This window comes from Streptomyces sp. NPDC006655 (assembly GCF_040703965.1).
GTDB lineage: Bacteria > Actinomycetota > Actinomycetes > Streptomycetales > Streptomycetaceae > Streptomyces.
This window is the reverse complement of the sequence record NZ_JBEYJU010000050.1, coordinates 26,619-46,157: the sequence shown is the minus strand read 5'-3', so window position 1 is coordinate 46,157 and position 19,539 is coordinate 26,619. Positions and strand designations below refer to the sequence as shown.

The window sequence follows — 19,539 nt, the reverse complement described above, 5'->3', positions numbered from 1 at the left end:
CGGCGGTGCCGGGTCAGCCTTCGGGGGCCGGGACGACGCTCAGATGGGGGCCCAGGCCACCGGCTCGGCGCGAACGGCGCGGGGCGGTGCCGGGGCGGGGGGTGGCGCGCAGCACCAGGGTGTAACGCGCGTAGCCCATGTCGAGAAGGGTCTTGGGGGTCTCGCCGACCACCCGGCACTCGATGGCGCCCAGCAGCGGGTCCGGGTGCCGCAGCGGGCGGACCGCGCCGTCGAGTCGGGCGCCCTCCTCGCCGACCGCGCGCAACCAGTGCGGCAGACCCTGCCGGAAGGCGGCCTCCATGATCGGGTCCTGGGCGATCTCCCGTCGGAGCGACTGGAGTTCGTGGTCGTGCGCATACCGCTCGAGAGTGGTCTTGAACTGCGCCAGCATCGGCAGGCACCAGCCCGCCTCGTGGCCACCGAGCACCGCGCCGGCGTCGGGATGGAACAGCACGAAGCGGAGGAAGTTGTCCCCCGGCATGGCCGTGGGATGCGGGGCGACCGCCCCGAAAAGTGTCTCGAACGCGCCGTTGGCGAGCACCACGTCCCACCGGTGGTCCACCACCAGGGAAGGGAACGGCAGCGCGTCCAGCAGCAGCGCGTAGTCCTGGAGATACGCCTGGCCCTCAGGACTTGCGGGGACGGGCCGCGGCGCCGGTCGCCGCCCACCTGCCTGATATGCCATCGGGAGGTCACCCCTCTTGCCTATGCGGCCTTCTCGCGGCGATGTGATCCTGCTGCCCCACCTGGAGTCATGTCAACTATCGTGGCATTTCATGCCTGTTGACGGCCGAAATTGGCCACAGTTGTGGCGAGACCTGGATGCGAGTTCGAACGAACCGCTAATCTCCGGGAGGTTCCACGCCGGCGCGTCCACGGCGACCGCTTGTGAGAAACCCCTGATTCCCCTGAGAGACACAGGAGTTCTGTCGGTGACGGATGGCTACCAGGATCCGGGCGCCACGGCGACCGCCCAGCTGCCGGCCGTCGTCGCCCGCGTCACCGCGCTGGCCGACCGGCTCGGCGTGGCGCACCCCGAGGTCTTCGACATCGGCCGGCTCTCGTACGCCAGCGGTGTGCCCGAGCCCGTGGTGCGGGCGCTGTTGAACGGCCGGCCCGCGGGCGACGAGCCGGACGTACAGGAACGCTTCCTGCAACGCCTCGACCTGCTGCGCCGCACCCGGCTCAAGCCCAACGGGCGCAGACACACCCAGCAGGAGATCGCGGACGGCGCGGGCATGTCCCGGCAGCAGGCCGGCGCCCTGCTCAACGGCGACCGGCGGCCGACCATGGAACACTGCGACGCCCTCCAGCGCTTCTTCCGCGTGCACGCGGGATTCCTCACCGCCGAGGACTCCGAGGCCCTCGCGGGCACCCTCCAGCGCGTCGAGCAGGAGTTGCTGCAGAAGCTGGCCGACCGGGAGCGGGCCGCGGCCGCGGCCGCCGAGGACCCGTTGGAGCGGCTGCTCCAGGACCACGGGGTGCGGGGCATCGCCTGGCGGGCCGCCCAGTTGCCCACCGACCAGCACCGGGACAAGGTCGCGGAGTGGCTGGACATGCTCCTGGAGAGCGTCAACCGGACCTAGGGCCCTCCCTCCGACGGTCGCGGAACCGACCCTGCACGCTCGGCGTCCGCCGCGCCCGGTCGCGCATCCGCTGAGCGGGCGAACCGGGGTGTGGTCGCACCCCGTTGTCAGTGCCGGGCGGCAAGCTGGGGGGTGCGCACCGCACCTGCGGTACGCCCGCGCCCTCCGGGCGTGCGACCGCGACGACCGACGGGGAGACCGACCGATGCCCACCGCCGTACTGACCGACCGCGAGCGCACCGCCGTCCAGGCCTATCTGCGGCTGCTGGGCACCGTCCGCGCGGCCTTCGACGGACCGCCCGACGGCGCCCGTCCCTTCGTGGTCCCACCCGCCGTGCTCGCCGAGGCCGAGGCGGCCCTGGCGGGCGCCGGACTCAGGGGCAACGAGGAGGAGTTCTTCCGGCTGCTGCACGACTGGTGCCCACCCACCTGAGCCGACGGGGCGCGGGGCCGCTCAGGCGTGCGGTACGACCACGGCGGAGGTCAGCATGGAGTGCGCCACGCTCCAGCGGCCCTCGAAGAACCCCAGCCGCTGCCCGCCCACCTCCGGTCCGGGGACCAGGAGGCGGGCGCGCAGGGTGCCGTGCGGCCGCTCGCCTGGCTCCGGGACGAGTTCGATGTCGGCCTCCATGAAGTCCAGCCACTTGCCGGTGAGGGGGAACCACGCCTTGTAGACGGACTCCTTGGCGCTGAACAGCAGCCGGTCCCAGTGCACGTCGGGCCGCCCTGCGGCGAGCCGGTCGAGGCGCTGCTTCTCGGCGGGCAGCAGCACGGCCTCGGCGACCCCCTCGGGCAGCGGGGCGTGCGGTTCGGCGTCGATGCCCAGGGAGACCAGGTCGGTGGCGCGGACCAGGGCGGCGGCGCAGTAGCCCTCGCAGTGGGTCATGCTGCCGAGCAGCCCGTCGGGCCAGCGCGGGGCGCCGCGTGCGCCGCTCAGGACGGGCTGCGGCGGGACCCCGAGCTTCTCCATGGCGCGCCGGGCGCAGGCGCGCACGGCGGAGAACTCACGGCGCCGTTTGGGCACGGCACGCGCGACGAGCGCCGCCTCCTCCGGGTAGAGGGGGGCTTCGTGGATCGCGTCGTCACCGAGCATCTCCACGGCCACCACCGACTCCGGGAGCAGCTCCTCGATCACCGGTTCCGACCTCCATCGGCAGAATGCGGCGCAGCTCGCCCGGGGGCCGGGAGCGCTTGCGCCACTCGCGGGGATATCCCACGGAGACCTCTTCGAAGCGGACCCCGTCCAGCCAGGTGGTCCGGGGGATGTGCAGATGACCGTAGACCATGGTCGCGACGCGGAACCGGCGGTGCCAGTCGGCGGTGCGGGTGGTGCCGCACCACATGGCGAACTCGGGGTGCCAGAGCACTTCCGTGGGGTGCCGGTCCAGCGGGTAGTGACCCGCCAGCACGGTCGGCAGGTCCTCCGGCAGGTCGGCGAGCCGGCGCTCGGTGGCCTCGACCCGGGCCCGGCACCAGTCCTCGCGGGTCGGGTAGGGGTCGGGGTGCAGCAGGTACTCGTCGTTGCAGACGATGCCGGTGCCGTGCGCGTAGGCGAGGCCTTCCTCCTTGGTGGCGCAGCCCGCCGGCAGGAAGGAGTAGTCGTACAGCAGGAACAGCGGGGCCACGACGACCGGGCCGCCCTGGCCCTCCCAGACCGGATAGGGATCCTCGGGGGTGACCACGCCCAGTTCCCGGCAGAGCCCGACGAGGTGCTCGTAGCGGGCGACGCCGCGCAGCGTGACGGGGTCCTTGGGGTGGGTCCACAGGTCGTGGTTGCCGGGGGCCCACAGCACCTTGCGGAAGCGGCCCGCGAGCGTCTCCAGCGTCCAGCGGATGTCGGCGACGGTCTCCGCGACGTCTCCGGCGACGATCAGCCAGTCCTGGTCCGTTTCCGGACGCATCCGCTGGACGAGTTCGCGGTTCTCCGGGTACGAGACGTGCAGGTCGCTGATGGCCAGCAACCGCCCGGCACCGGCCGTGGACTCCACCCCGTACCCCTTCCGATCATGCCGTCGCTCCCACGAGAGCACATTATGTCGCCGGAGAACAAGAGGCCCTGTCGGCCTGCCGCCGGACCGTCAAGGAAACCGGCGGCGACGGCGCAGGAAAACGCGCGTGGACAGGCCGGGGAAATCCGTAACACTCGCGTTGCACGCGGGGCCCCTCGGAAGCCGTATGATCCCCCCAACACCACCGCCACGAACTTCCCTTCGGACAGGGCGGTTTGGTGACCCTCCAACCACCCTGCCCGGGCACGGGCCCGCTGACCCCTGCCCGAAAACCCCGAAAGGCGGCTTTAATGCGCTCTCGCGTACGCGTCTGGCTCAACCGCACGTACGCGGAGAACGTGTTCTTCATGGAGCAGCTGCGGAGAAATCCCAGCGACCGGGCGGTCGAGATCCATGCGACGCACGGCGACGCCGACTCCCCCGTGCTGGCCGCCGCGGACACCGCCGACCTGGAGCCGGAGGGCCTGTCCCCGGCGGGCTACGTCGAGTACGCGCTCGACCAGTGCCGGCGCCGTGGCATCGACGTCTTCGTGCCCCGGCTGCACCAGTCGACGATCGTCGCCCACCGGGCGGACTTCGAGTCGGCCGGTACGGCGCTGCTCGCGCCGACGCCGGAGGGCACCGCCGTCTTCGAGGACAAGGCGACCGCCTACGACGCGGTCAGCTCGGTGGGGGTCCCGGTACCACCGTGGTTCCGGGTCCGCACCGCGGACGAACTGGTGGCCGCGGTCGAGGAGTTGGAGGCGGGCGGGCACAAGGCCTGCTTCAAGCCGGCCACCGGTGCGGGTGGGGTGGGATTCCGGGTGATCACCCGCGCCCCCTTCTCGCTCTTCCACCTCAACGGGTTCCCCGGGCCGCACGTCCAGCTCGACCTGGTCGTGGACGCGCTGCGGCGGGCCGAGCACCCGGTGAACTGGCTGGTGATGCCGCGGCTCGAGGAGCCGGAGGTGTCCGTGGACTGCCTCACCGGGCCGGACAACCGGCTCCGGCTGGCCGTGGGCCGGACGAAGAAGGGCCGCCGGCGCGGCTTCACACTGGACGAACAGTGGCTGGAGCCGGCGCGGATCATCGCCGAGGGCTTCGGGCTGCACTATCTCTCCAACATCCAGTTCCGGATGTTCGGTGACGAGCCGGTGCTGCTCGACGTCAACACGCGCCCCGCGGGCGGCCTGCACCAGCTGTCGCTGTGCGGGGTCAACGCGCCCTGGGCGGCTGTGCAGTTGGCGTTGGGCGAGGACCCCGGGGTGATCGAGCCGCCGTTCCTGGGGCAGGACTACGCGGTGGTGTCGGGGCCGAAGCCGGTGCTGCCGTCGGTGCCCGTGCCGCGGGAGGAGGCCGACGTCATGCCGGCGCCGACCCTGCCCGTGGAGGTGGAGCCGGTCGACGCCGCGGCCGCGGTGCTGCCGCTCTAGGCAGTGGCCCCGGGCAGTGCCCGAGCGGCACCGCGCCGGGCTCGGCGCGCACAGGGGCCGTGCAGGCAGGCCACGGGCCCGGCGTCCGCCGCGCCCGACGGCATCCGGTCGAGCACCGCCCCTTCCGGCTCCCTGCCAGGCACCATCCGTTCCGGCTCCCGCTCCGGCACCATCCGTTCCGGCTCCCGGTCCGGCACCGCCCGCTCCGGCACCGCCCGCTCCGGCACCGCCCTGTCCGGCTCCCTGGCCACCGGCGCGCAGGTCAGAGGAACTCGCTCCGGTAGGTCTCGGCCAGCTCGGCCGCGCGGCGTCGGCGCTCCATGAGCTCGTCCTCCGACAGCTGCGGCGGCGGCGCGTCCTTGCCCGCGACGACATCGCCGATGCGCAGGAAGTACTCGTCCTGGCCGGCGGGGGTGCACATGCACAGCATGCGGGCCGGCGCTCCCGAGACGTTGCGGAAGTTGTGCGGTGCGTTGGCCGGCACGTTGATCGTGGACCCGGCCCGCACCGTGTGCTTCTCGCCGCGGAAGGTGAACTCGATCTCGCCCTCGAGGATCGTGAACATCTCCTCGAAGTCGTGCCGGTGCGGGGGCGGGCCGCCGCCGTCGGGCACGCGCATGTCGATCAGGCAGTACCGGCCGTCGGTCTGCTCGCCGGTGATCAGCATGGCGTACGTGTTGCCCACCAGCGAGACGTACGTCGTGCCGGGGTCGTCCGGGTGCGCCACGGTCAGCGAACGGGACGGATCGTCATCGGGAATCATCGCGGTCTTCTCCTCGAAGGTCGGGTCGGGCCGGAAGCGGCCGCCGGCGTGACGGCGCCCTCGCCCCCGGGCGGCGCGGTCGGCGGCACACGCGGGCGGGAGATCGTCAACGGTCGCAGCCAACAGTAGGAACGGCCGCGCGCAGGGGGCGTGTACGTTGGCGACACCGGATGGGATCCGGGCGACATCTTGAGCGGCGCGGAGGGCACATGAGCAGCGGGCCGCGTTCCCGCGGGACGAGCGGCGGGGTGGGCGCGTTCACCGCCGACGCCGACTCCACCGGCCCCGGCCGGGAAACATGGGAGTCCTTCGTCGGCATCTGGAACGACCGCATGGGAGACCTGTACCCCCTGCCGGAGTTCAGCGCCGCCACGGTCGACGGCTTCCAGGGGTCGATGCGCTCGGTGCTCCTGGAGGACACCGCCGTCAACGAGCTCTGGAGCTCTTCGCCCGTGAGCACCCGGGCGGTCGGCACGCACGAGCACGACCACATCAGGCTGTACGTCGGGCTGCGCGGTGCGACGACCCTGCGGGATCCGCACGACCAGGGCGGTGACGCCCACATCCCGGCCGGCACCTTCTTCATGCACCACGTCGTGACGGAGAACCACTTCCACACCACGCCCGAGATCGGCAACCGCATCTTCATCTTCCCCGGTGACGCCTTACGGTCCCTGGTGGCCGGGAAACCCCGCACAGGCCGCAACAGCTCGCCCGCGGCGCGGATCCTCCTGGCCCACACCACCATGCTCCAGCGGACCGTGAGCGACCTCGGCCCGGCGGCGGCGCACGCGTCCCGCAACGCCCTGCTCGAACTGGCCAAGGGTCTGGCCCTCGACCACTTCGACGACCGCGAACCCGTCTTCACCCCGGCGCTGGCGCAGGCGGCCAGGGAACTGGCCGACGCCCGTCTCACCGACGCCGGCCTGTCGCCCGCCACCGTCGCCGCGCACCTGCACGTCTCCGTCCGCACCCTGCAGCGGGCCTTCGCGAGTCCGGACGAGTCGTTCAGTGCCTACGTACGCCGTCGGCGCCTGGAGGAGGCGGCCACGGCACTCACCGCCCCCGGGTCACGCCTCACCGTGTCCGAGGCCGCCGCGCGCTGGCACTTCACCGACAGCAGCCACTTCATCCGTGCTTTCAAGAAGCAGTACCGGGAGACACCGGCGCGGTTCGCACGCCGGCCGACCCGGTGACGCGGGTCCTCAGACTCCGCCTTTGCGGCGGCGGGACGCGGCCGAGCGGGGCGGCGCCGAGCGCATGTGGTCGCGCACCGGCGCCAGCAGATCGGCGAGAGCCTGGACGTCGTCGGGCGAGAGCGGTGCGAACAACAGGCCGCTGACGACCTCGACGTGACCCGGCAGCACCTTCGCGAGCAGCTCACGTCCGGCGTCGGTGAGAGTGACGGTGACGCTGCGCTCGTCGTCCGGTGCGGGAGCACGGACGACCAGGCCCCCCTTTTCGAGCAGACCCACCTGGTACGTCAGGCCGCTGCGGCTGTAGACGACGCCGTCGGCCAGGTCGGTCATGCGGTGGCTGCCCGTCGGCGAGTCCCCGAGGCGGGCCAGCAGCTGGAACTGCACATAGCTGAGATCACCGGCCTCGCGCAGCTGCTGCTCGACGGCGTGCCTCAGCAGGCTGGCCACCTCGACGAGGTCGAAGTAGGCGCCGAGCTGCACGGGGTCGAGCGACGGTGACGGATCAGGCATGGCCGGAGTCTACTGCTTCGAATTCGAAGAGCGTGGCGCTCGGCCGGGCGGCCACCCGTCCCCGCACCCAGGATCGACACTTGCTTCGAATTCGAAGTAGATGTACGGTCGTCACCAGTTGCTTCGAATTCGAAGCAAGACCGGCCGTGACGAAGGCGAGAACCGACATGAAGGCAGTGCGTTTCCACGAGTACGGCGAGCCCGACGTCCTGCGCCACGAGGACGTGGCGCTGCCCGTCCCCGGCGCCGGCGAGGTCCGCATCCACGTCGCCGCGACCTCGTTCAACCCCGTCGACGGCAACATCCGGGGCGGCTTCATGCGCGGCCCCATCCCGGTGGAGCTGCCCCACACCCCCGGCATCGACGTCGCCGGCACGGTCGACGCGCTGGGCGAGGGGGTGGCCGGCATCGCGGTCGGTGACGACGTCGTCGGCTTCCTGCCGATGGACAGGCCCGGCGCCGCCGCGGAGTACGTCCTCGCGCCGGCCGAGGTCCTGACGTCCGCACCCAAGGACCTCCCCCTGGCGGACGCCGCCGCACTGCCGCTGGTCGGCCTGACCGCATATCAGGCCCTGTTCGACCACGGCAGGCTGACGGCCGGGCAGCGCGTGCTGATCAACGGCGCCGGCGGCGCGGTCGGCGGCTACGCCGTGCAGCTGGCCAAGAACGCCGGTGCCCATGTCATCGCCACGGCCGGTCCGCGCAGCCGCGACGCGGTCAGGTCCGCCGGGGCCGACGAAGTGATCGACCACACCACCACCGGCGTGCCCGCGGCGGTGTCCGAACCGGTCGACGTCGCACTCAACCTCGCCCCGGTCGACCCGGCCGAACTGGCCGCGCTGGTCCCCCTGGTCCGTTCCGGCGGCGTGCTGGTGAACACCACGGTGTGGATGCCCGCCCCCGGCGACGAGGAGCGCGGCGTGCGGGGCATCGACCTGTTCGTCCGCAGCGACGCCGAGCAGCTGGCGCGGCTGGTGGCGTCGGTCGACCGCGGCGAGCTGCGCGTCGACGTCGCCGAGCGGGTACCGCTGGCCGAGCTGCCGGCCCTGCACGCACGGGCCGCCCAGGGCGCGGTGCACGGCAAGGTCGTCGTCGTCCCGCCCGCCGCCTGACACCGCTCCGCCACGGGAGAGCAACCCGTGGAGGCGCGAGGAAGTCACCCCACCGGTCTGGACCAATTTCCGCCCGCCTTCTTGACAGGCGGATTGGTCCATACCAACTTGGTTGCGCACACCCTGCACTCGCACCTTCGTGCACTCCCGAACACCCCCATCCCCTCAGGGAGATCGCGTGCGCAACCCACTCGGACGTCCCAGACACCGGATACTCGCCCTGCTCGGATCCGCCGCCCTCGCGCTCGCCGGGGCCATCGCGCTGCCCGGTACCGCGCAGGCGGCCAACGTCCTCTCCAACCCCGGCTTCGAGTCGGGGAGTCTGTCTCCCTGGTCCTGCTCCGGGAACCTCGGCTCGGTCGTCTCCTCCCCGGTGCACGGCGGCACCAAGGCCCTCGCCGGGGCCGCGAGTTCGAGCGACACCGCGCAGTGCGCCCAGACCGTCGCGGTGCAGCCCAACACCACGTACTCGCTCAGCGGCTGGGTGCGCGGCTCGTACGTCTACCTCGGGGTGACCGGCGGCGCCTCCACCTGGACGACCTCGCCGTCCCAGTACAGCCAGCTGACCGTCTCCTTCACCACCGGCGCCGCGCAGACCAGCGCCCAGATCTACGTCCACGGGTGGTACGCCCAGGGCACCTACTACGCCGACGACATCAGCCTCGACGGCCCCGGCGGCAGCTCCGACACCCAGGCGCCGACCGCGCCCGCGAACCTCACCTCCACCGGGAAGACCTCGTCGAGCGTGTCGCTGTCCTGGTCGGCCGCGACGGACAACGTCGGGGTCACGGCGTACGACGTCTACCGCGGGTCGACCCTGGCGACGAGCGTCTCCGGGACCTCCGCCACGGTGAGCGGACTGGCGGCGAGCACGGCGTACACCTTCACGGTGAAGGCACGGGACGCGGCCGGCAACGTGTCGCCCGCCTCCAACGCGGTGTCGGTGACCACGAGCGCGGGCACCGGCGGCGGGAGCGGCTTCAAGCAGGCCGCGCCCTACCTCTACGAGGGCTGGGGCGACCCGCCGAACCCGGCCACCGTGATGAACGCGACCGGCATCAAGAACTTCACCATGGCCTTCGTGCTGGACTCCGGCGGCTGCACCCCGGCCTGGGACGGCAGCCGGCCGCTCACCGGCGGCGCCGACCAGACCGCGATCAACCAGATCCGGGCGGCCGGCGGTGACGTCACCCCGTCGTTCGGCGGCTGGCAGGGCAGCAAGCTCGGCGCCAACTGCTCCTCCGCGAGCGCGCTGGCCGGGGCGATCCAGAAGGTGATCGACGCCTACGGCCTCAAGTCCGTCGACATGGACATCGAGAACACGGACGAGTTCGAGAACGAGGCCGTGCAGGCGAAGATCCTGACCGCCCTGAAGACGGTCAAGGCCAACAACCCCGGCCTGCGGACGATCGTCACCTTCGGGACGTCCACCACCGGTCCGACGTACTACGGCAACCGGCTGATCGAGCAGGCGCAGTCGATCGGCGCCGACATCGACGTCTTCACGATCATGCCGTTCGACTTCGGCGGCGGCTCCGACATGTACGGCAACACGGTGAACGCGGCCGAGGGCCTGAAGGCCAAGCTCAAGTCCACGTTCGGCTGGGACGACGCGACGGCCTACGCGCACATCGGGATCTCCGGCATGAACGGGCTGTCCGACCAGCAGGAGAACACCACCCCGGCGATCTGGACCCAGATCCGTGACTGGGGGAACTCGCACCACATCGCCCGGCTCGCGTTCTGGGCGGTCAACCGGGACCGCGGCTGCGCGGGCGGCGGCGTGGTGAGCAACTGCTCCGGGATCAGCCAGAGCGACTGGCAGTTCACCTCGATCACGGCCGGCTTCACCGGCTGAGCACCGAAAGCCGTGGCGTGGGGGTACCTGGGCCGGGTACCCCCACGCCTCGGCCGTCTAGAACCGTCCGGAGCCCCGGTACAGCTCCAGTTCCCCGTCCAGTTCGACGGCGAGGACGGTGGCGTACGGGTCGAGGTCGGCCGCGGCCGGCGGGTCGATCCAGAGCACGCCGACGGCCTCGTGCAGTCCGCCGACCACCCGGTGCCCGAGCTCGGTGCCGCTGCCCACCACGGTGACCCGCCTGACCTTCGTGGCCAGACCGCGGACCCCGATCTCGGCGCGCGGGGCGTCGAACAGGGTGAGGTACAGGGTGCGCCGGTCGGCGGAGAGGGTGCTGGGCCCGTAGTGGTGCCCGGCGGGCAGCCCGCGGCCGGTCCCGTACACCGCCACCGCGTGCCGCCGGATCCACTCCCCCAGCCCTTCCAGACGCTCCACCTGCGGCTGCGGGATGGTGCCGTCCTCCATGGGGCCGACGTCGAGCAGCAGATTGCCGCCGCCCCCGATGGTCTCGGTGAAGTAGCGGATCAGCTGGGCGAGCGACTTGTGGTTGTGGTCGTGGTGCTGGTATCCCCACGAGTCGTTGATCGTCAGGCACAGCTCCCAGGGGCCGTCCGGCGGCACGACGGGGGCGCCCTGCTCGGGGGTGGCGTAGTCGCCCTCGCTGAGCATGCGCGCGTTGAAGACGACCTGCGGCACGTACGAGCGGATCAGCGCGGCGAGTTCGGGGATCCGCCACTGCTCCTCGCTGCGGTCCCACTCCCCGTCGAACCACATCAGGTCCGGCCGGTAGCGGGACGCCAACTCGGTTATCTGGCCGTCCCGGTAGGCGATGAAGCGGTCCCAGGCGGCCAGGTCCTCGTCCTCCGCCGCGACTTCGGAGTAGCGGTTGTCCTCCTGCTCGGGCGGCCGGCCCGGCTTGCGCGTGGACGCGTAGTCGGGGTGGTTCCAGTCGGAGTGCGAGTAGTACAGGCCGACCTTCAGCCCCTTCTCGCGCAGGGCGTCGGCGTACGGGCCGACGTAGTCCTTGCCGAGGTTCAGGTCGCCGAACTCCGTGTCCCACAGGGCCACACCGTCGTGGTGGCGGCTGGTCAGCACGGCGTACCGGGCGCCGGCGCGGGCGAACAGGTCCGCCCACGCCTTCGGGTCGTACGCGGCGCCCGTGAACCGGCCCAGCTGGGACATGTACTGGTCGTGCGGCACGATGTCGTCGTAGAAGGACCAGGACTCCTGGACCCCGTCGACGGCGTAGATGCCCCAGTGCACGAAGATCCCCAACTTGGCGTCGGTGAACCACGGTTGCATGGCCATGCGGTCAGCTCCTGCGCAGCCGGAGGGTGAGGATCTGGAAGGGGCGCAGCTCCACCGGGACGGAGTCGCCGTCGGTGGCCGCCTCCTCCAGCGGGCGTTCCAGCAGGTCGGTCACCTGGGCGCCGGCCAGTGCGAAGCCGGTGCGCAGCACCCCCTGGGCACGGCCGCCACGGGACTCGTAGAGCCGGACCACCACGTCGCCGGAGGCGTCGTCGGCGAGCTTGACCGCCTCGACGGTCACGCCGTCGCCGTCCACCGAGACGACCGGCTCCGGCTCGCCCGCCGAATCCGCCACCCGCAGCGGGAGGTTGAGGGCGTAGCCCGCCGCGACCGCGTCCTCGATGTCCGCGCCGGGCAGCAGGGAGTAGGTGAGGCGGTGGCGGCCCTGGTCGGCGCCCGGGTCCGGGACGCGCGGGGCGCGCACCAGGGAGAGCCGGACCGTGGTGGTCGTGCCGCCGTCCTCGCGGACGGTGCGGGAGACGTCGTGGCCGTACGTCGAGTCGTTGATGACGGCGACGCCGTAGCCGGGCTCGCCGACGTGCACCCAGCGGTGGCCGGAGACCTCGAAACGGGCCGCCTCCCAGCTGGTGTTGGTGTGCGTGGGCCGCTGCACGTGACCGAACTGGATCTCGGCGGAGGAGTGCGCGGCCCGGATGTCCACCGGGAAGCCCGCCTTGAGGAACTTCTCGGCCTCGTGCCAGTCGATGTCCGTCTCGAAGTCGATCCGGGGGCTGCCGGCGCGCACCGTGATCGTCTGGACGATCATGGATCCGTTGCCGAACGGACGCGTGACGCGGATCGAGCCGAGCAGCGGGTCCGCGTCGACGACCGTGATCTCCGAGGGGTCCAGCAGGTCGGTGTAGCGGTTCTTGTAGTGCTTGTCGACGTCCCAGGCGTCCCAGTAGTTCGGCAGGTCGGTGTGCAGGCGGAGCAGGTTGCCCTGGCCCGCCAGGACCTCGCGGTTCGCCCGGAGGTCGCGGACCGACGACAGGGTGCCGTCCTCGGCGATCTCCACCCGGACGAGTCCGTTGTCGATGACGCGGCCCTCGACCGTCACGGCCCCCGGGGCCTCGGTGGCGGCCGTCAGCGGGGCGCTGCCGCTCGCGGGGACCTCGACGTAGACCGGGGTGCCGGCGGTGTCGCGGACGACCTCGGCGCGGTCGTAGGGGCTGGTGTTGAAGACCCGGGCCGTACCGCCGCCCAGCGCCGCGACCGCCTCGGCGGTGAGCGTCTCCAGCTCCTCGGCGACGCGGGCGTACTCGGCCTCGGCCTCGCGGTGCACCCAGGCGATCGAGGAGCCCGGCAGGATGTCGTGGAACTGGTGCAGCAGGACCGTCTTCCAGAGCCGGTCGAGTTTCTCGTGCGGGTAGCGGTAGCCGGGCGCGTGCAGTGCGGCCGTCGTCGCCCACAGCTCGGCCTCGCGCAGCTTGTGCTCACTGCGCCGGTTGCCCTGCTTGGTGCGGGCCTGCGAGGTGTAGGTGGCGCGGTGCAGCTCCAGGTAGAGCTCGCCGACCCAGACCGGGGCGTCCTCGTACTCGGCGCGGGCCTTGGCGAAGAAGGCGTCCGGGTGCTCGACCTCGACGCGCGGGGAGCCCTCAAGGTTCTTCAGGCGGCGGGCGCGCTCCATGATCTCGCGGGTGGGGCCGCCACCGCCGTCGCCCCAGCCGAACGGGGCCAGGGAGCGGGTGGCGGCGCCCTTCTCGGCGTAGTTGCGGACCGCGCGGGACATCTCCTCGCCGCTGAAGCGGGCGTTGTAGGTGTCGACGGGCGGGAAGTGGGTGAAGATGCGGGTGCCGTCGATGCCCTCCCACCAGAAGGTGTGGTGGGGGAACGTGTTGGTCTGGTTCCAGGAGATCTTCTGGGTGAGGAACCACTCGTTGCCGGCCAGCTTGGCGAGCTGCGGGTAGGCCGCGTTGTAGCCGAAGGAGTCGGGCAGCCAGACGCCCTTGGTCTCGATGCCGAAGTGCTCGATGAAGAACCGCTTGCCGTGCACGAGCTGGCGGGCGATCGCCTCGCCGCCGGGGAGGTTGCCGTCGGACTCCACCCACATGCCGCCGACCGGGGCCCACTGGCCCTTCTTCACGGACTCCTGGATGCGGGCCCAGACCTGCGGGTAGTTGTCGCGGACCCACTCGTACTGCTGGGCCTGCGAGCAGGCGAAGACGAACTCCTCGTACTCGTCCGCCAGCGATGTCACGTTGGAGAAGGTGCGGGAGGTCTTGCGCTTGGTCTCGCGGATCGGCCACAGCCAGGCCGAGTCGATGTGGGCGTGGCCGACGCCGGAGATGATGTGCGCGCTGGCGTGCGCGGGCTTGGACAGGGCCGGCTTCAGGGCCTCGCGGACGGCGGCCGCCGAGCCGGAGATGTCGTCCAGGTCGAGCAGGTCCATCGCGTGGTCGAGGGCGTGCGCGATCTCGTGCCGGCGCGGGTCGTGCTCGCCGAGCTCCAGCATCAGCTCGCGCAGCACCTGGATGTCGAGGTCGAGGTGCCAGACGTTCTCGTCGAGGACGGCGATGTCGGCGCGCTTGAAGGTGTAGAGCGGCTTGTCGCCGGCCGTCAGCACATCGCCCAGGCAGGTGGGCTCGCGGAAGTCGTTGGCGAGGATGTCCGGGTTGGAGGCGGCCTCCACCAGGTAGTCGATCACCTCGCCGCCGGCCGCCGGGTTGGCGATCGGCACGTACTGGTTGAGGGGGTTGACCGCCTTCAGCGGGGTTCCGTCGGTGAGGTGGACCAGGGCCTCGGCCTGGTTGCCCGGCCAGTCGCCGACGAACCCGAGGTCGATGACGGCCTCGACCCGGCGGCCCGCGAACTCCGCGGGCACCTCGCCGCGCATCCGGAACCAGGTGGTGCCCCAGGGCGGACCCCACGGGGTGTCCATGGCGAAGGGCTCGTAGGAGGCGGCCGCGGCCTCCTCGAAGGGGACCGGCTCGCCGGGGGCCTGCCAGGCGGTCACCTCGAAGGGGACGGTGGCCGCGTGGATCGCGGGCCTGATGCGCTGGTTCTGGAGGCGCTCTACGCGCTCCTCGATCCGGCGGCGTTCGTCGTGCATGGAAGTCTCCAGAAGAGGGATGGAAAGCGCTTTCCGAGCGGCTGGCTACTTAAGATACGCGAGGCCTGGATGGGCGTCGGTGTACCCCTCCACCAGGCGGCGGGCGACGTTCACCGAGTCGACCAGCGGGTGCAGGGCGAACGCCTTGACGGCCGTCGCACGGGAGCCGGACTCGGCGGCGGCGAGCACCTCGCGCTCGACGGCCTTGACCGCGCAGACCAGGCCGGTGGCGTGGTCGGGCAGCGGGGCGACGGCGACCGGGTGGGCGCCGTTGGCGTCGACCAGGCAGGGCACCTCGATGACGGCCTCGCCGTCGAGCACCGAGAGGGTGCCGCGGTTGCGGACGTTCAGGATCAGCGTGGTGCGCTCGTCGCGGGCGATGGCCCGCATCAGGGCCAGGGCGACCTTCTCGTAGCCGCCGGACAGGTCGTCGGCGTCGCGCTCGCCGGCGCCGGCCGTCTCCCGGTTCTCGGCCATGTAGGTGGCCTCCCGCTCGGCGCGGGTGCGGTCCCATACGTCCAGGGCCTTCGAGCCGGGGTCCGCGACCGCCTCGTAGAAGTGCGCCTGCTGGTCGCGCAGGAAGGCGCCGCGGGTCTTCTCGGCCTGCTGGTAGGAGCGGACGGCCTCGCGGTTGAAGTAGTAGTAGTGCAGGTATTCGTTGGGGATGGCGCCGAGGGACTGGAGCCAGTCGACGCCGAAGAGCTTGCCCTCCTCGAAGGAGCCGAGCAGGTCGGGGTCGGCGAGCAGGCGCGGGAGCTCGTCGCGGCCCGCGATGTGCAGGCCGCGCACCCAGCCGAGGTGGTTGAGGCCGACGTAGTCGATCCATGCCTCGCGGGGGTTCGCGCCGAGCACCCGGGCGATACGGCGGCCGAGGCCGACCGGGGAGTCGCAGATGCCGATGACGCGGTCGCCGAGGTGGCGGGACATGGCCTCGGTGACGAGTCCCGCGGGGTTGGTGAAGTTGATGACCCAGGCGTCTGGGGCGAGCCGGGCCACCCGCCGGGCGATCTCCACGGCGACCGGGACGGTCCGCAGGCCGTAGGCGATGCCGCCTGCGCCGACGGTCTCCTGGCCGAGGACGCCCTCGGCCAGGGCCACCCGCTCGTCGGCCGCACGGCCCTCCAGGCCGCCCACCCGGATCGCGGAGAAGACGAAGTCGGCGCCGCGCAGCGCCTCGTCGAGGTCGGTGGTGGCGGTCACGGCGGGAGCGTCGGGAACGACGGCCGCCTGCTCCGCAAGGACGCGGGCCACCGCCGACAGCCGTCCGGCGTCGAGGTCGTGCAGGACGACCTCGGTGACCCGCCCCTCGCCGCGGTCGGTCAGCAGTGCGCCGTACACGAGCGGCACCCGGAACCCGCCGCCGCCCAGAATCGTCAGTTTCACGCTAGAGCCTTTCCTGCCAGGACCATCTCGACACCGGCCTCCTCCAGGGCGGCCCGGGTCGCCGGGTCCACCGGCGCGTTGGTCACCACCATGTCCAGGTCCTCGGGACCGCAGACCTTCGCCATGCCCGTACCCGGGAACTTGGCGGCGTCGGCGAGCAGGACGACCTTGTCGCTCGCCTTGATCATGGCGCGCTTGACCGGCACCTCCACGACCGTCGTGTCCATCACCTGCCCGCCGGGGCGCACCCCGCTGGTGCCGAGGAAGAGCCAGTCGGCGTGCAGCTGACGCAGGTTGTCCTCGGTGAGGAAACCGACCAGGGAACGGTACTCGCGGCGGAGCATGCCGCCGAGCAGCACCAGCTCTATGCCCTCGTCGTCGGCGAGCTCCTCGTAGACCACCAGGTTGCTGGTGATCACGGTGAGCCGGCGGCCGTGCAACTGGCGGGCCAGCCGGTAGGCCGTCGTGCCGATGTCCAGGAGGACCGACTGGCCGTCGGCGACCAGGGCCGCCGCGCGGGCCGCGATGGCGTCCTTCTCGGCCACGCGCACCTCGGCGACCTCGGCGAAGGGCTGGTCGCCCTCCTCCGCGACGGCACCGCCGTGCACCCGCGTGAGCAGCCCGTCCTCTTCCAGTTTGAGCAGGTCGCGCCGGATCGTGGCGGGGCTCACACCCAGTTGCTCGGAGAGATCGGTCACGGCCGCGGGACCGCCCGAGCGCAGGGCCCGCAGGATGAGTTGATGTCGTCGTTCTGCCAGCACGCGGCGAACACTACTCGTCATCTTCAATCAAATCCATGCTCAGTTCTGCTCGGGTATTGACCAATCTCGCAGAGCGGCGCACGATTCCGGTCATCGAAATGACGAGTTTTGACGAGAGGCTGCGCGCGTGGACGACGACAGGCCCGATGTGCTGCTGACCGGGCTGCTCTTCTACGACCTCGTCCTGACGGGGCTCGGGAAACCGCCGACACCGGGCGAGGAGATCTGGACGGCGGGCATGGGCTGCGGCCCCGGCGGCATCGCGAACCTCGCGGTGGCCGCGTCCCGGTTCGGCCTGCGTACCTCGCTGGCCACGGTCTTCGGCGACGACTTCTACGGCGCGTACTGCCGGGACGTCCTGAGCGACCAGGAGCACGTCGACCTCTCGCTCTCCCGCGTCGCGGACCGGTGGCCCACCCCGGTCACGGTCTCCCTCGCGCACGGCGACGACCGCGCCCTGGTCACCCACGGCTCACAGCCGCCGTACTCGCAGGACGCGCTGATGGGCGACCCGCCCGAGGCGCGTACCGCACTGGTGCACCTCGAGGCCGAACCGCGCGAGTGGATCGCCAAGGCGGCCGCGAACGGCACCCACGTCTACGCCGACGTCGGCTGGGACCCCACCCAGCAGTGGTCCCGTGCTCTCCTCGACCAGCTCGCACTGTGCCACGCCTTCCTCCCGAACGAGGCCGAGGCCATGGCCTACACCCGCACCGACAGCGCCATGGCCGCGCTGGGCACGCTCGCCGAACTGGTCCCGGTGGCGGTGGTGACACGCGGCGGCGCCGGCGCGCTGGCCGTCGACCAGCACACCGGCGAGTACGCGGAGGTCCCGGCCCTCGCGGTGGACGTCCTCGACGCGACGGGCGCCGGAGACGTCTTCGGGGCGAGCTTCGTGGCCGCCTCGCTGGGCGGCTGGCCGCTGGAGGAGCGGCTGCGGTTCGCCGTACTGGCCGCCGGCCTCTCCGTCGGCCGGCCCGGCGGGGCACTCGCGGCCCCCGGCTGGTACGGCGTCGACAGCTGGTGGCGGTCGCTGACCGACCCCGGCCTCCGGCGCACCTACGGCTTCCTGGCCGACCGGCTCCCGGCCGACCCCGGGCCGCCGGTGCGGTACGCCCCCGTGACCCCGCCCGCCCCTCGGGCGCTCGTCGGCCCACGCGCCTCCGCAGAGCGGCACTGACCCTCGAACCCCCAGGCACGTCGAACCCCTTGGCACGTCGAACCCCTTGGCACGTCGAACAGGAACAACAGGAGTGACCCGTGGACCTTTCACGTAGAGGCTTCCTCCAGGCCGCAGTCCTCACCGCGGCCGCGTCCGGTCTCACCGTCGCATGCGGCGGCTCGGGATCGGGCGGCACCAAGAACGGCAAGGACCTCACCCTGTGGTACTGGGGTGGCGCGCTCAGCGACAAGGTGGTGGCCGAGGCGAAGACCCACTTCAGCAGCTCGGTGAAGCTGACCTCCGCCTCCATCGGCGGTGACTTCAAGCAGAAGCTCACCACCACCCTCGCCGCGGGCTCCTCGGTGCCCGACATCACCGGCATCAAGGGCGAGGACATGGCGTCCTTCCTGCCCAACGCCTCGCGCTTCCTGGACCTGAACGACCTGGGCTTCAAGAAGATCTCCTCGCAGTACCTGAGCTGGAAGAGCAAGCTCGCCCAGACCAAGGACGGCAAGCAGATCGGCTTCCCGATCGACATCGGCCCCACCGCGCTCTTCTACCGCGAGGACCTCTTCGCCAAGGCCGGGGTGGCCACCGACCCCGCCAAGGTCGCCGAACTGGTCAAGACCTGGGAGGACTACTTCCAGCTGGGCACCGAGCTGCAGAAGAAGAACCCCGGCACCTACCTGGTCAACAACATAGGTGCCGTCTTCACGGTGGTGGTCGGGCAGGGCACCCAACGCTTCATCGACAAGAACAACCACTTCATCGGCGACCAGGACCACATCCGCGCCGCCTGGACCACCGCGGTCCGCCCCTACACCCTGGGCATCGACGCCAAGATCAACGACAACACCTGGAACGCGGCCATCGGCAAGAACCTGCTCACCGAGCTGGGCGCGGCCTGGCACGCGCTGGACATCGAGCAGGCCGCCCCGGGGACCAAGGGCAAGTGGCGGGTCTGCGCCAACCCGGTCGGCCCGTCCAACCAGGGCGGCTCCTACCTGGCCCTGCCCAGCCAGTGCCGGAACCCCGAAGAGGCCTTCAAGATCATCAGCTGGATCCTCAGCCCCGCCAACGACGCCCGCGGCTTCACCGACGCCGCCATCTTCCCCGCCGCCCCGGCCGCCTACGCGATGCCGGCCATGACGGGCCCGGACGCCTTCTTCGGCGGGCAGAAGATCATCGAGGTGTTCGGCCCGGCCGCCAAGGCCATCCCGGACAGCTACGAGGCGCCCGCGGACGCCGCCGTCATGGCCCCCTACATGACGGAGCTGACCAACATCGAGGCGAAGGGCAAGAAGCCCGACGACGCCTGGAAGGACGCGGTCAGCCAGGCCAAGCAGATCGCCCGGCGACAGGGGGTGAGCTGAGGTGTCGTCCCCTCCGGTGACCGGTCCCGCCGCGGTGCCCGAACACCGCGGCGG

Annotated in this window: 17 protein-coding genes; 8 read left to right on the top strand and 9 right to left on the bottom strand. The window is 71.6% G+C overall.

The features are described from left to right. Positions 1–13: 13 nt before the first annotated feature. Complete coding sequence (locus AB0958_RS26705; protein WP_366892991.1) at positions 14–685, bottom strand: hypothetical protein; 672 nt, start codon at positions 683–685, stop codon at positions 14–16. 247 nt (positions 686–932) lie between these two features. On the opposite strand from AB0958_RS26705, the gene AB0958_RS26700 reads away from it, so the two are divergent. Beyond that, positions 933–1,586 carry a helix-turn-helix transcriptional regulator gene (locus tag AB0958_RS26700; protein ID WP_366892990.1) on the top strand — a complete coding sequence of 218 codons (654 nt, stop codon included), beginning with the start codon at positions 933–935 and terminating at the stop codon, positions 1,584–1,586. A gap of 205 nt (positions 1,587–1,791) precedes the next feature. Continuing rightward, positions 1,792–2,019 (top strand): hypothetical protein, encoded by a 228-nt coding sequence (locus AB0958_RS26695; protein WP_366892989.1) that lies wholly within the window; start codon positions 1,792–1,794, stop codon positions 2,017–2,019. Between the two features lie 21 nt (positions 2,020–2,040). Here the strand turns inward: AB0958_RS26695 and AB0958_RS26690 are convergent, their stop codons facing one another. Together AB0958_RS26690 and AB0958_RS26685 are read right to left on the bottom strand one after the other, a co-directional pair. Then, positions 2,041–2,721, bottom strand: coding sequence for a 4'-phosphopantetheinyl transferase superfamily protein (locus AB0958_RS26690; RefSeq protein WP_366892988.1), 681 nt, complete (start codon positions 2,719–2,721; stop codon positions 2,041–2,043). Beyond that, positions 2,669–3,574 carry a metallophosphoesterase gene (locus AB0958_RS26685; RefSeq protein ID WP_366892987.1) on the bottom strand — a complete coding sequence of 302 codons (906 nt, stop codon included), beginning with the start codon at positions 3,572–3,574 and terminating at the stop codon, positions 2,669–2,671. The genes AB0958_RS26690 and AB0958_RS26685 overlap by 53 nt, the downstream gene beginning before the upstream one ends. Positions 3,575–3,885: 311 nt before the next feature. Here AB0958_RS26685 and AB0958_RS26680 point away from each other — a divergent pair, with 311 nt between their 5' ends. Next, the gene (locus AB0958_RS26680; protein ID WP_366892986.1) at positions 3,886–5,007 is read left to right on the top strand and encodes an ATP-grasp domain-containing protein; all 1,122 of its coding nucleotides are present in this window, start codon (positions 3,886–3,888) and stop codon (positions 5,005–5,007) included. Positions 5,008–5,269: 262 nt separating this feature from the next. On the opposite strand, the gene AB0958_RS26675 is transcribed toward AB0958_RS26680, so the two are convergent. Continuing rightward, positions 5,270–5,770, bottom strand: a complete 501-nt coding sequence (locus AB0958_RS26675; protein WP_366892985.1) for a cupin domain-containing protein — start codon at positions 5,768–5,770, stop codon at positions 5,270–5,272. Positions 5,771–5,979: 209 nt separating this feature from the next. Between AB0958_RS26675 and AB0958_RS26670 the strand changes: the two genes are divergently transcribed. Next, on the top strand, positions 5,980–6,966 hold the full coding sequence (locus tag AB0958_RS26670; RefSeq protein ID WP_366892984.1) for a helix-turn-helix domain-containing protein: 987 nt from the start codon (positions 5,980–5,982) through the stop codon (positions 6,964–6,966). 9 nt (positions 6,967–6,975) lie between these two features. On the opposite strand, the gene AB0958_RS26665 is transcribed toward AB0958_RS26670, so the two are convergent. Further along, positions 6,976–7,479, bottom strand: a complete 504-nt coding sequence (locus AB0958_RS26665) for a MarR family transcriptional regulator (RefSeq protein ID WP_366892983.1) — start codon at positions 7,477–7,479, stop codon at positions 6,976–6,978. A 167-nt stretch (positions 7,480–7,646) separates the two neighbouring features. On the opposite strand from AB0958_RS26665, the gene AB0958_RS26660 reads away from it, so the two are divergent. Together AB0958_RS26660 and AB0958_RS26655 are read left to right on the top strand one after the other, a co-directional pair. Next, positions 7,647–8,591: an NADP-dependent oxidoreductase gene (locus AB0958_RS26660; protein WP_366892982.1), complete on the top strand. Its 945-nt coding sequence runs from the start codon at positions 7,647–7,649 to the stop codon at positions 8,589–8,591. A 178-nt stretch (positions 8,592–8,769) separates the two neighbouring features. Continuing rightward, a complete protein-coding gene (locus AB0958_RS26655; RefSeq protein WP_366892981.1) occupies positions 8,770–10,449 on the top strand; it encodes a carbohydrate binding domain-containing protein in 1,680 nt (559 codons plus the stop codon). Between the two features lie 57 nt (positions 10,450–10,506). Here AB0958_RS26655 and AB0958_RS26650 read toward each other — a convergent pair whose 3' ends face one another. The 4 genes from AB0958_RS26650 to AB0958_RS26635 are packed head-to-tail and all read right to left on the bottom strand — an operon-like array spanning position 10,507 to position 16,950. Beyond that, entirely contained in the window at positions 10,507–11,757 is a 1,251-nt protein-coding gene (locus AB0958_RS26650; RefSeq protein WP_366892980.1) for an alpha-L-fucosidase, read from the bottom strand. A gap of 4 nt (positions 11,758–11,761) precedes the next feature. Then, positions 11,762–14,806 (bottom strand): glycoside hydrolase family 38 C-terminal domain-containing protein, encoded by a 3,045-nt coding sequence (locus AB0958_RS26645; RefSeq protein WP_366892979.1) that lies wholly within the window; start codon positions 14,804–14,806, stop codon positions 11,762–11,764. Between the two features lie 45 nt (positions 14,807–14,851). Continuing rightward, the gene (locus AB0958_RS26640) at positions 14,852–16,189 is read right to left on the bottom strand and encodes a 6-phospho-beta-glucosidase (RefSeq protein WP_366892977.1); all 1,338 of its coding nucleotides are present in this window, start codon (positions 16,187–16,189) and stop codon (positions 14,852–14,854) included. Further along, the gene (locus AB0958_RS26635; protein WP_360526662.1) at positions 16,186–16,950 is read right to left on the bottom strand and encodes a DeoR/GlpR family DNA-binding transcription regulator; all 765 of its coding nucleotides are present in this window, start codon (positions 16,948–16,950) and stop codon (positions 16,186–16,188) included. The genes AB0958_RS26640 and AB0958_RS26635 overlap by 4 nt, the downstream gene beginning before the upstream one ends. A 127-nt stretch (positions 16,951–17,077) precedes the next feature. On the opposite strand from AB0958_RS26635, the gene AB0958_RS26630 reads away from it, so the two are divergent. Both AB0958_RS26630 and AB0958_RS26625 read left to right on the top strand, forming a co-directional pair. Then, complete coding sequence (locus AB0958_RS26630; RefSeq protein WP_366892976.1) at positions 17,078–18,130, top strand: carbohydrate kinase family protein; 1,053 nt, start codon at positions 17,078–17,080, stop codon at positions 18,128–18,130. 80 nt (positions 18,131–18,210) lie between these two features. After that, on the top strand, positions 18,211–19,485 hold the full coding sequence (locus tag AB0958_RS26625; protein WP_366892975.1) for an extracellular solute-binding protein: 1,275 nt from the start codon (positions 18,211–18,213) through the stop codon (positions 19,483–19,485). Positions 19,486–19,539: the final 54 nt, after the last annotated feature.

Excerpts from the sequence above, each read along its gene's own strand:
- AB0958_RS26665 (WP_366892983.1), bottom strand. The coding sequence starts at position 7,479 with ATGCCTGATCCGTCACCGTCGCTCGACCCCGTGCAGCTCGGCGCCTAC.
- AB0958_RS26645 (WP_366892979.1), bottom strand. The coding sequence starts at position 14,806 with ATGCACGACGAACGCCGCCGGATCGAGGAGCGCGTAGAGCGCCTCCAG.
- AB0958_RS26675 (WP_366892985.1), bottom strand. The coding sequence starts at position 5,770 with ATGATTCCCGATGACGATCCGTCCCGTTCGCTGACCGTGGCGCACCCG.
- AB0958_RS26660 (WP_366892982.1), top strand. The coding sequence starts at position 7,647 with ATGAAGGCAGTGCGTTTCCACGAGTACGGCGAGCCCGACGTCCTGCGC.
- AB0958_RS26650 (WP_366892980.1), bottom strand. The coding sequence starts at position 11,757 with ATGGCCATGCAACCGTGGTTCACCGACGCCAAGTTGGGGATCTTCGTG.
- AB0958_RS26670 (WP_366892984.1), top strand. The coding sequence starts at position 5,980 with ATGAGCAGCGGGCCGCGTTCCCGCGGGACGAGCGGCGGGGTGGGCGCG.
- AB0958_RS26695 (WP_366892989.1), top strand. The coding sequence starts at position 1,792 with ATGCCCACCGCCGTACTGACCGACCGCGAGCGCACCGCCGTCCAGGCC.
- AB0958_RS26705 (WP_366892991.1), bottom strand. The coding sequence starts at position 685 with ATGGCATATCAGGCAGGTGGGCGGCGACCGGCGCCGCGGCCCGTCCCC.
- AB0958_RS26680 (WP_366892986.1), top strand. The coding sequence starts at position 3,886 with ATGCGCTCTCGCGTACGCGTCTGGCTCAACCGCACGTACGCGGAGAAC.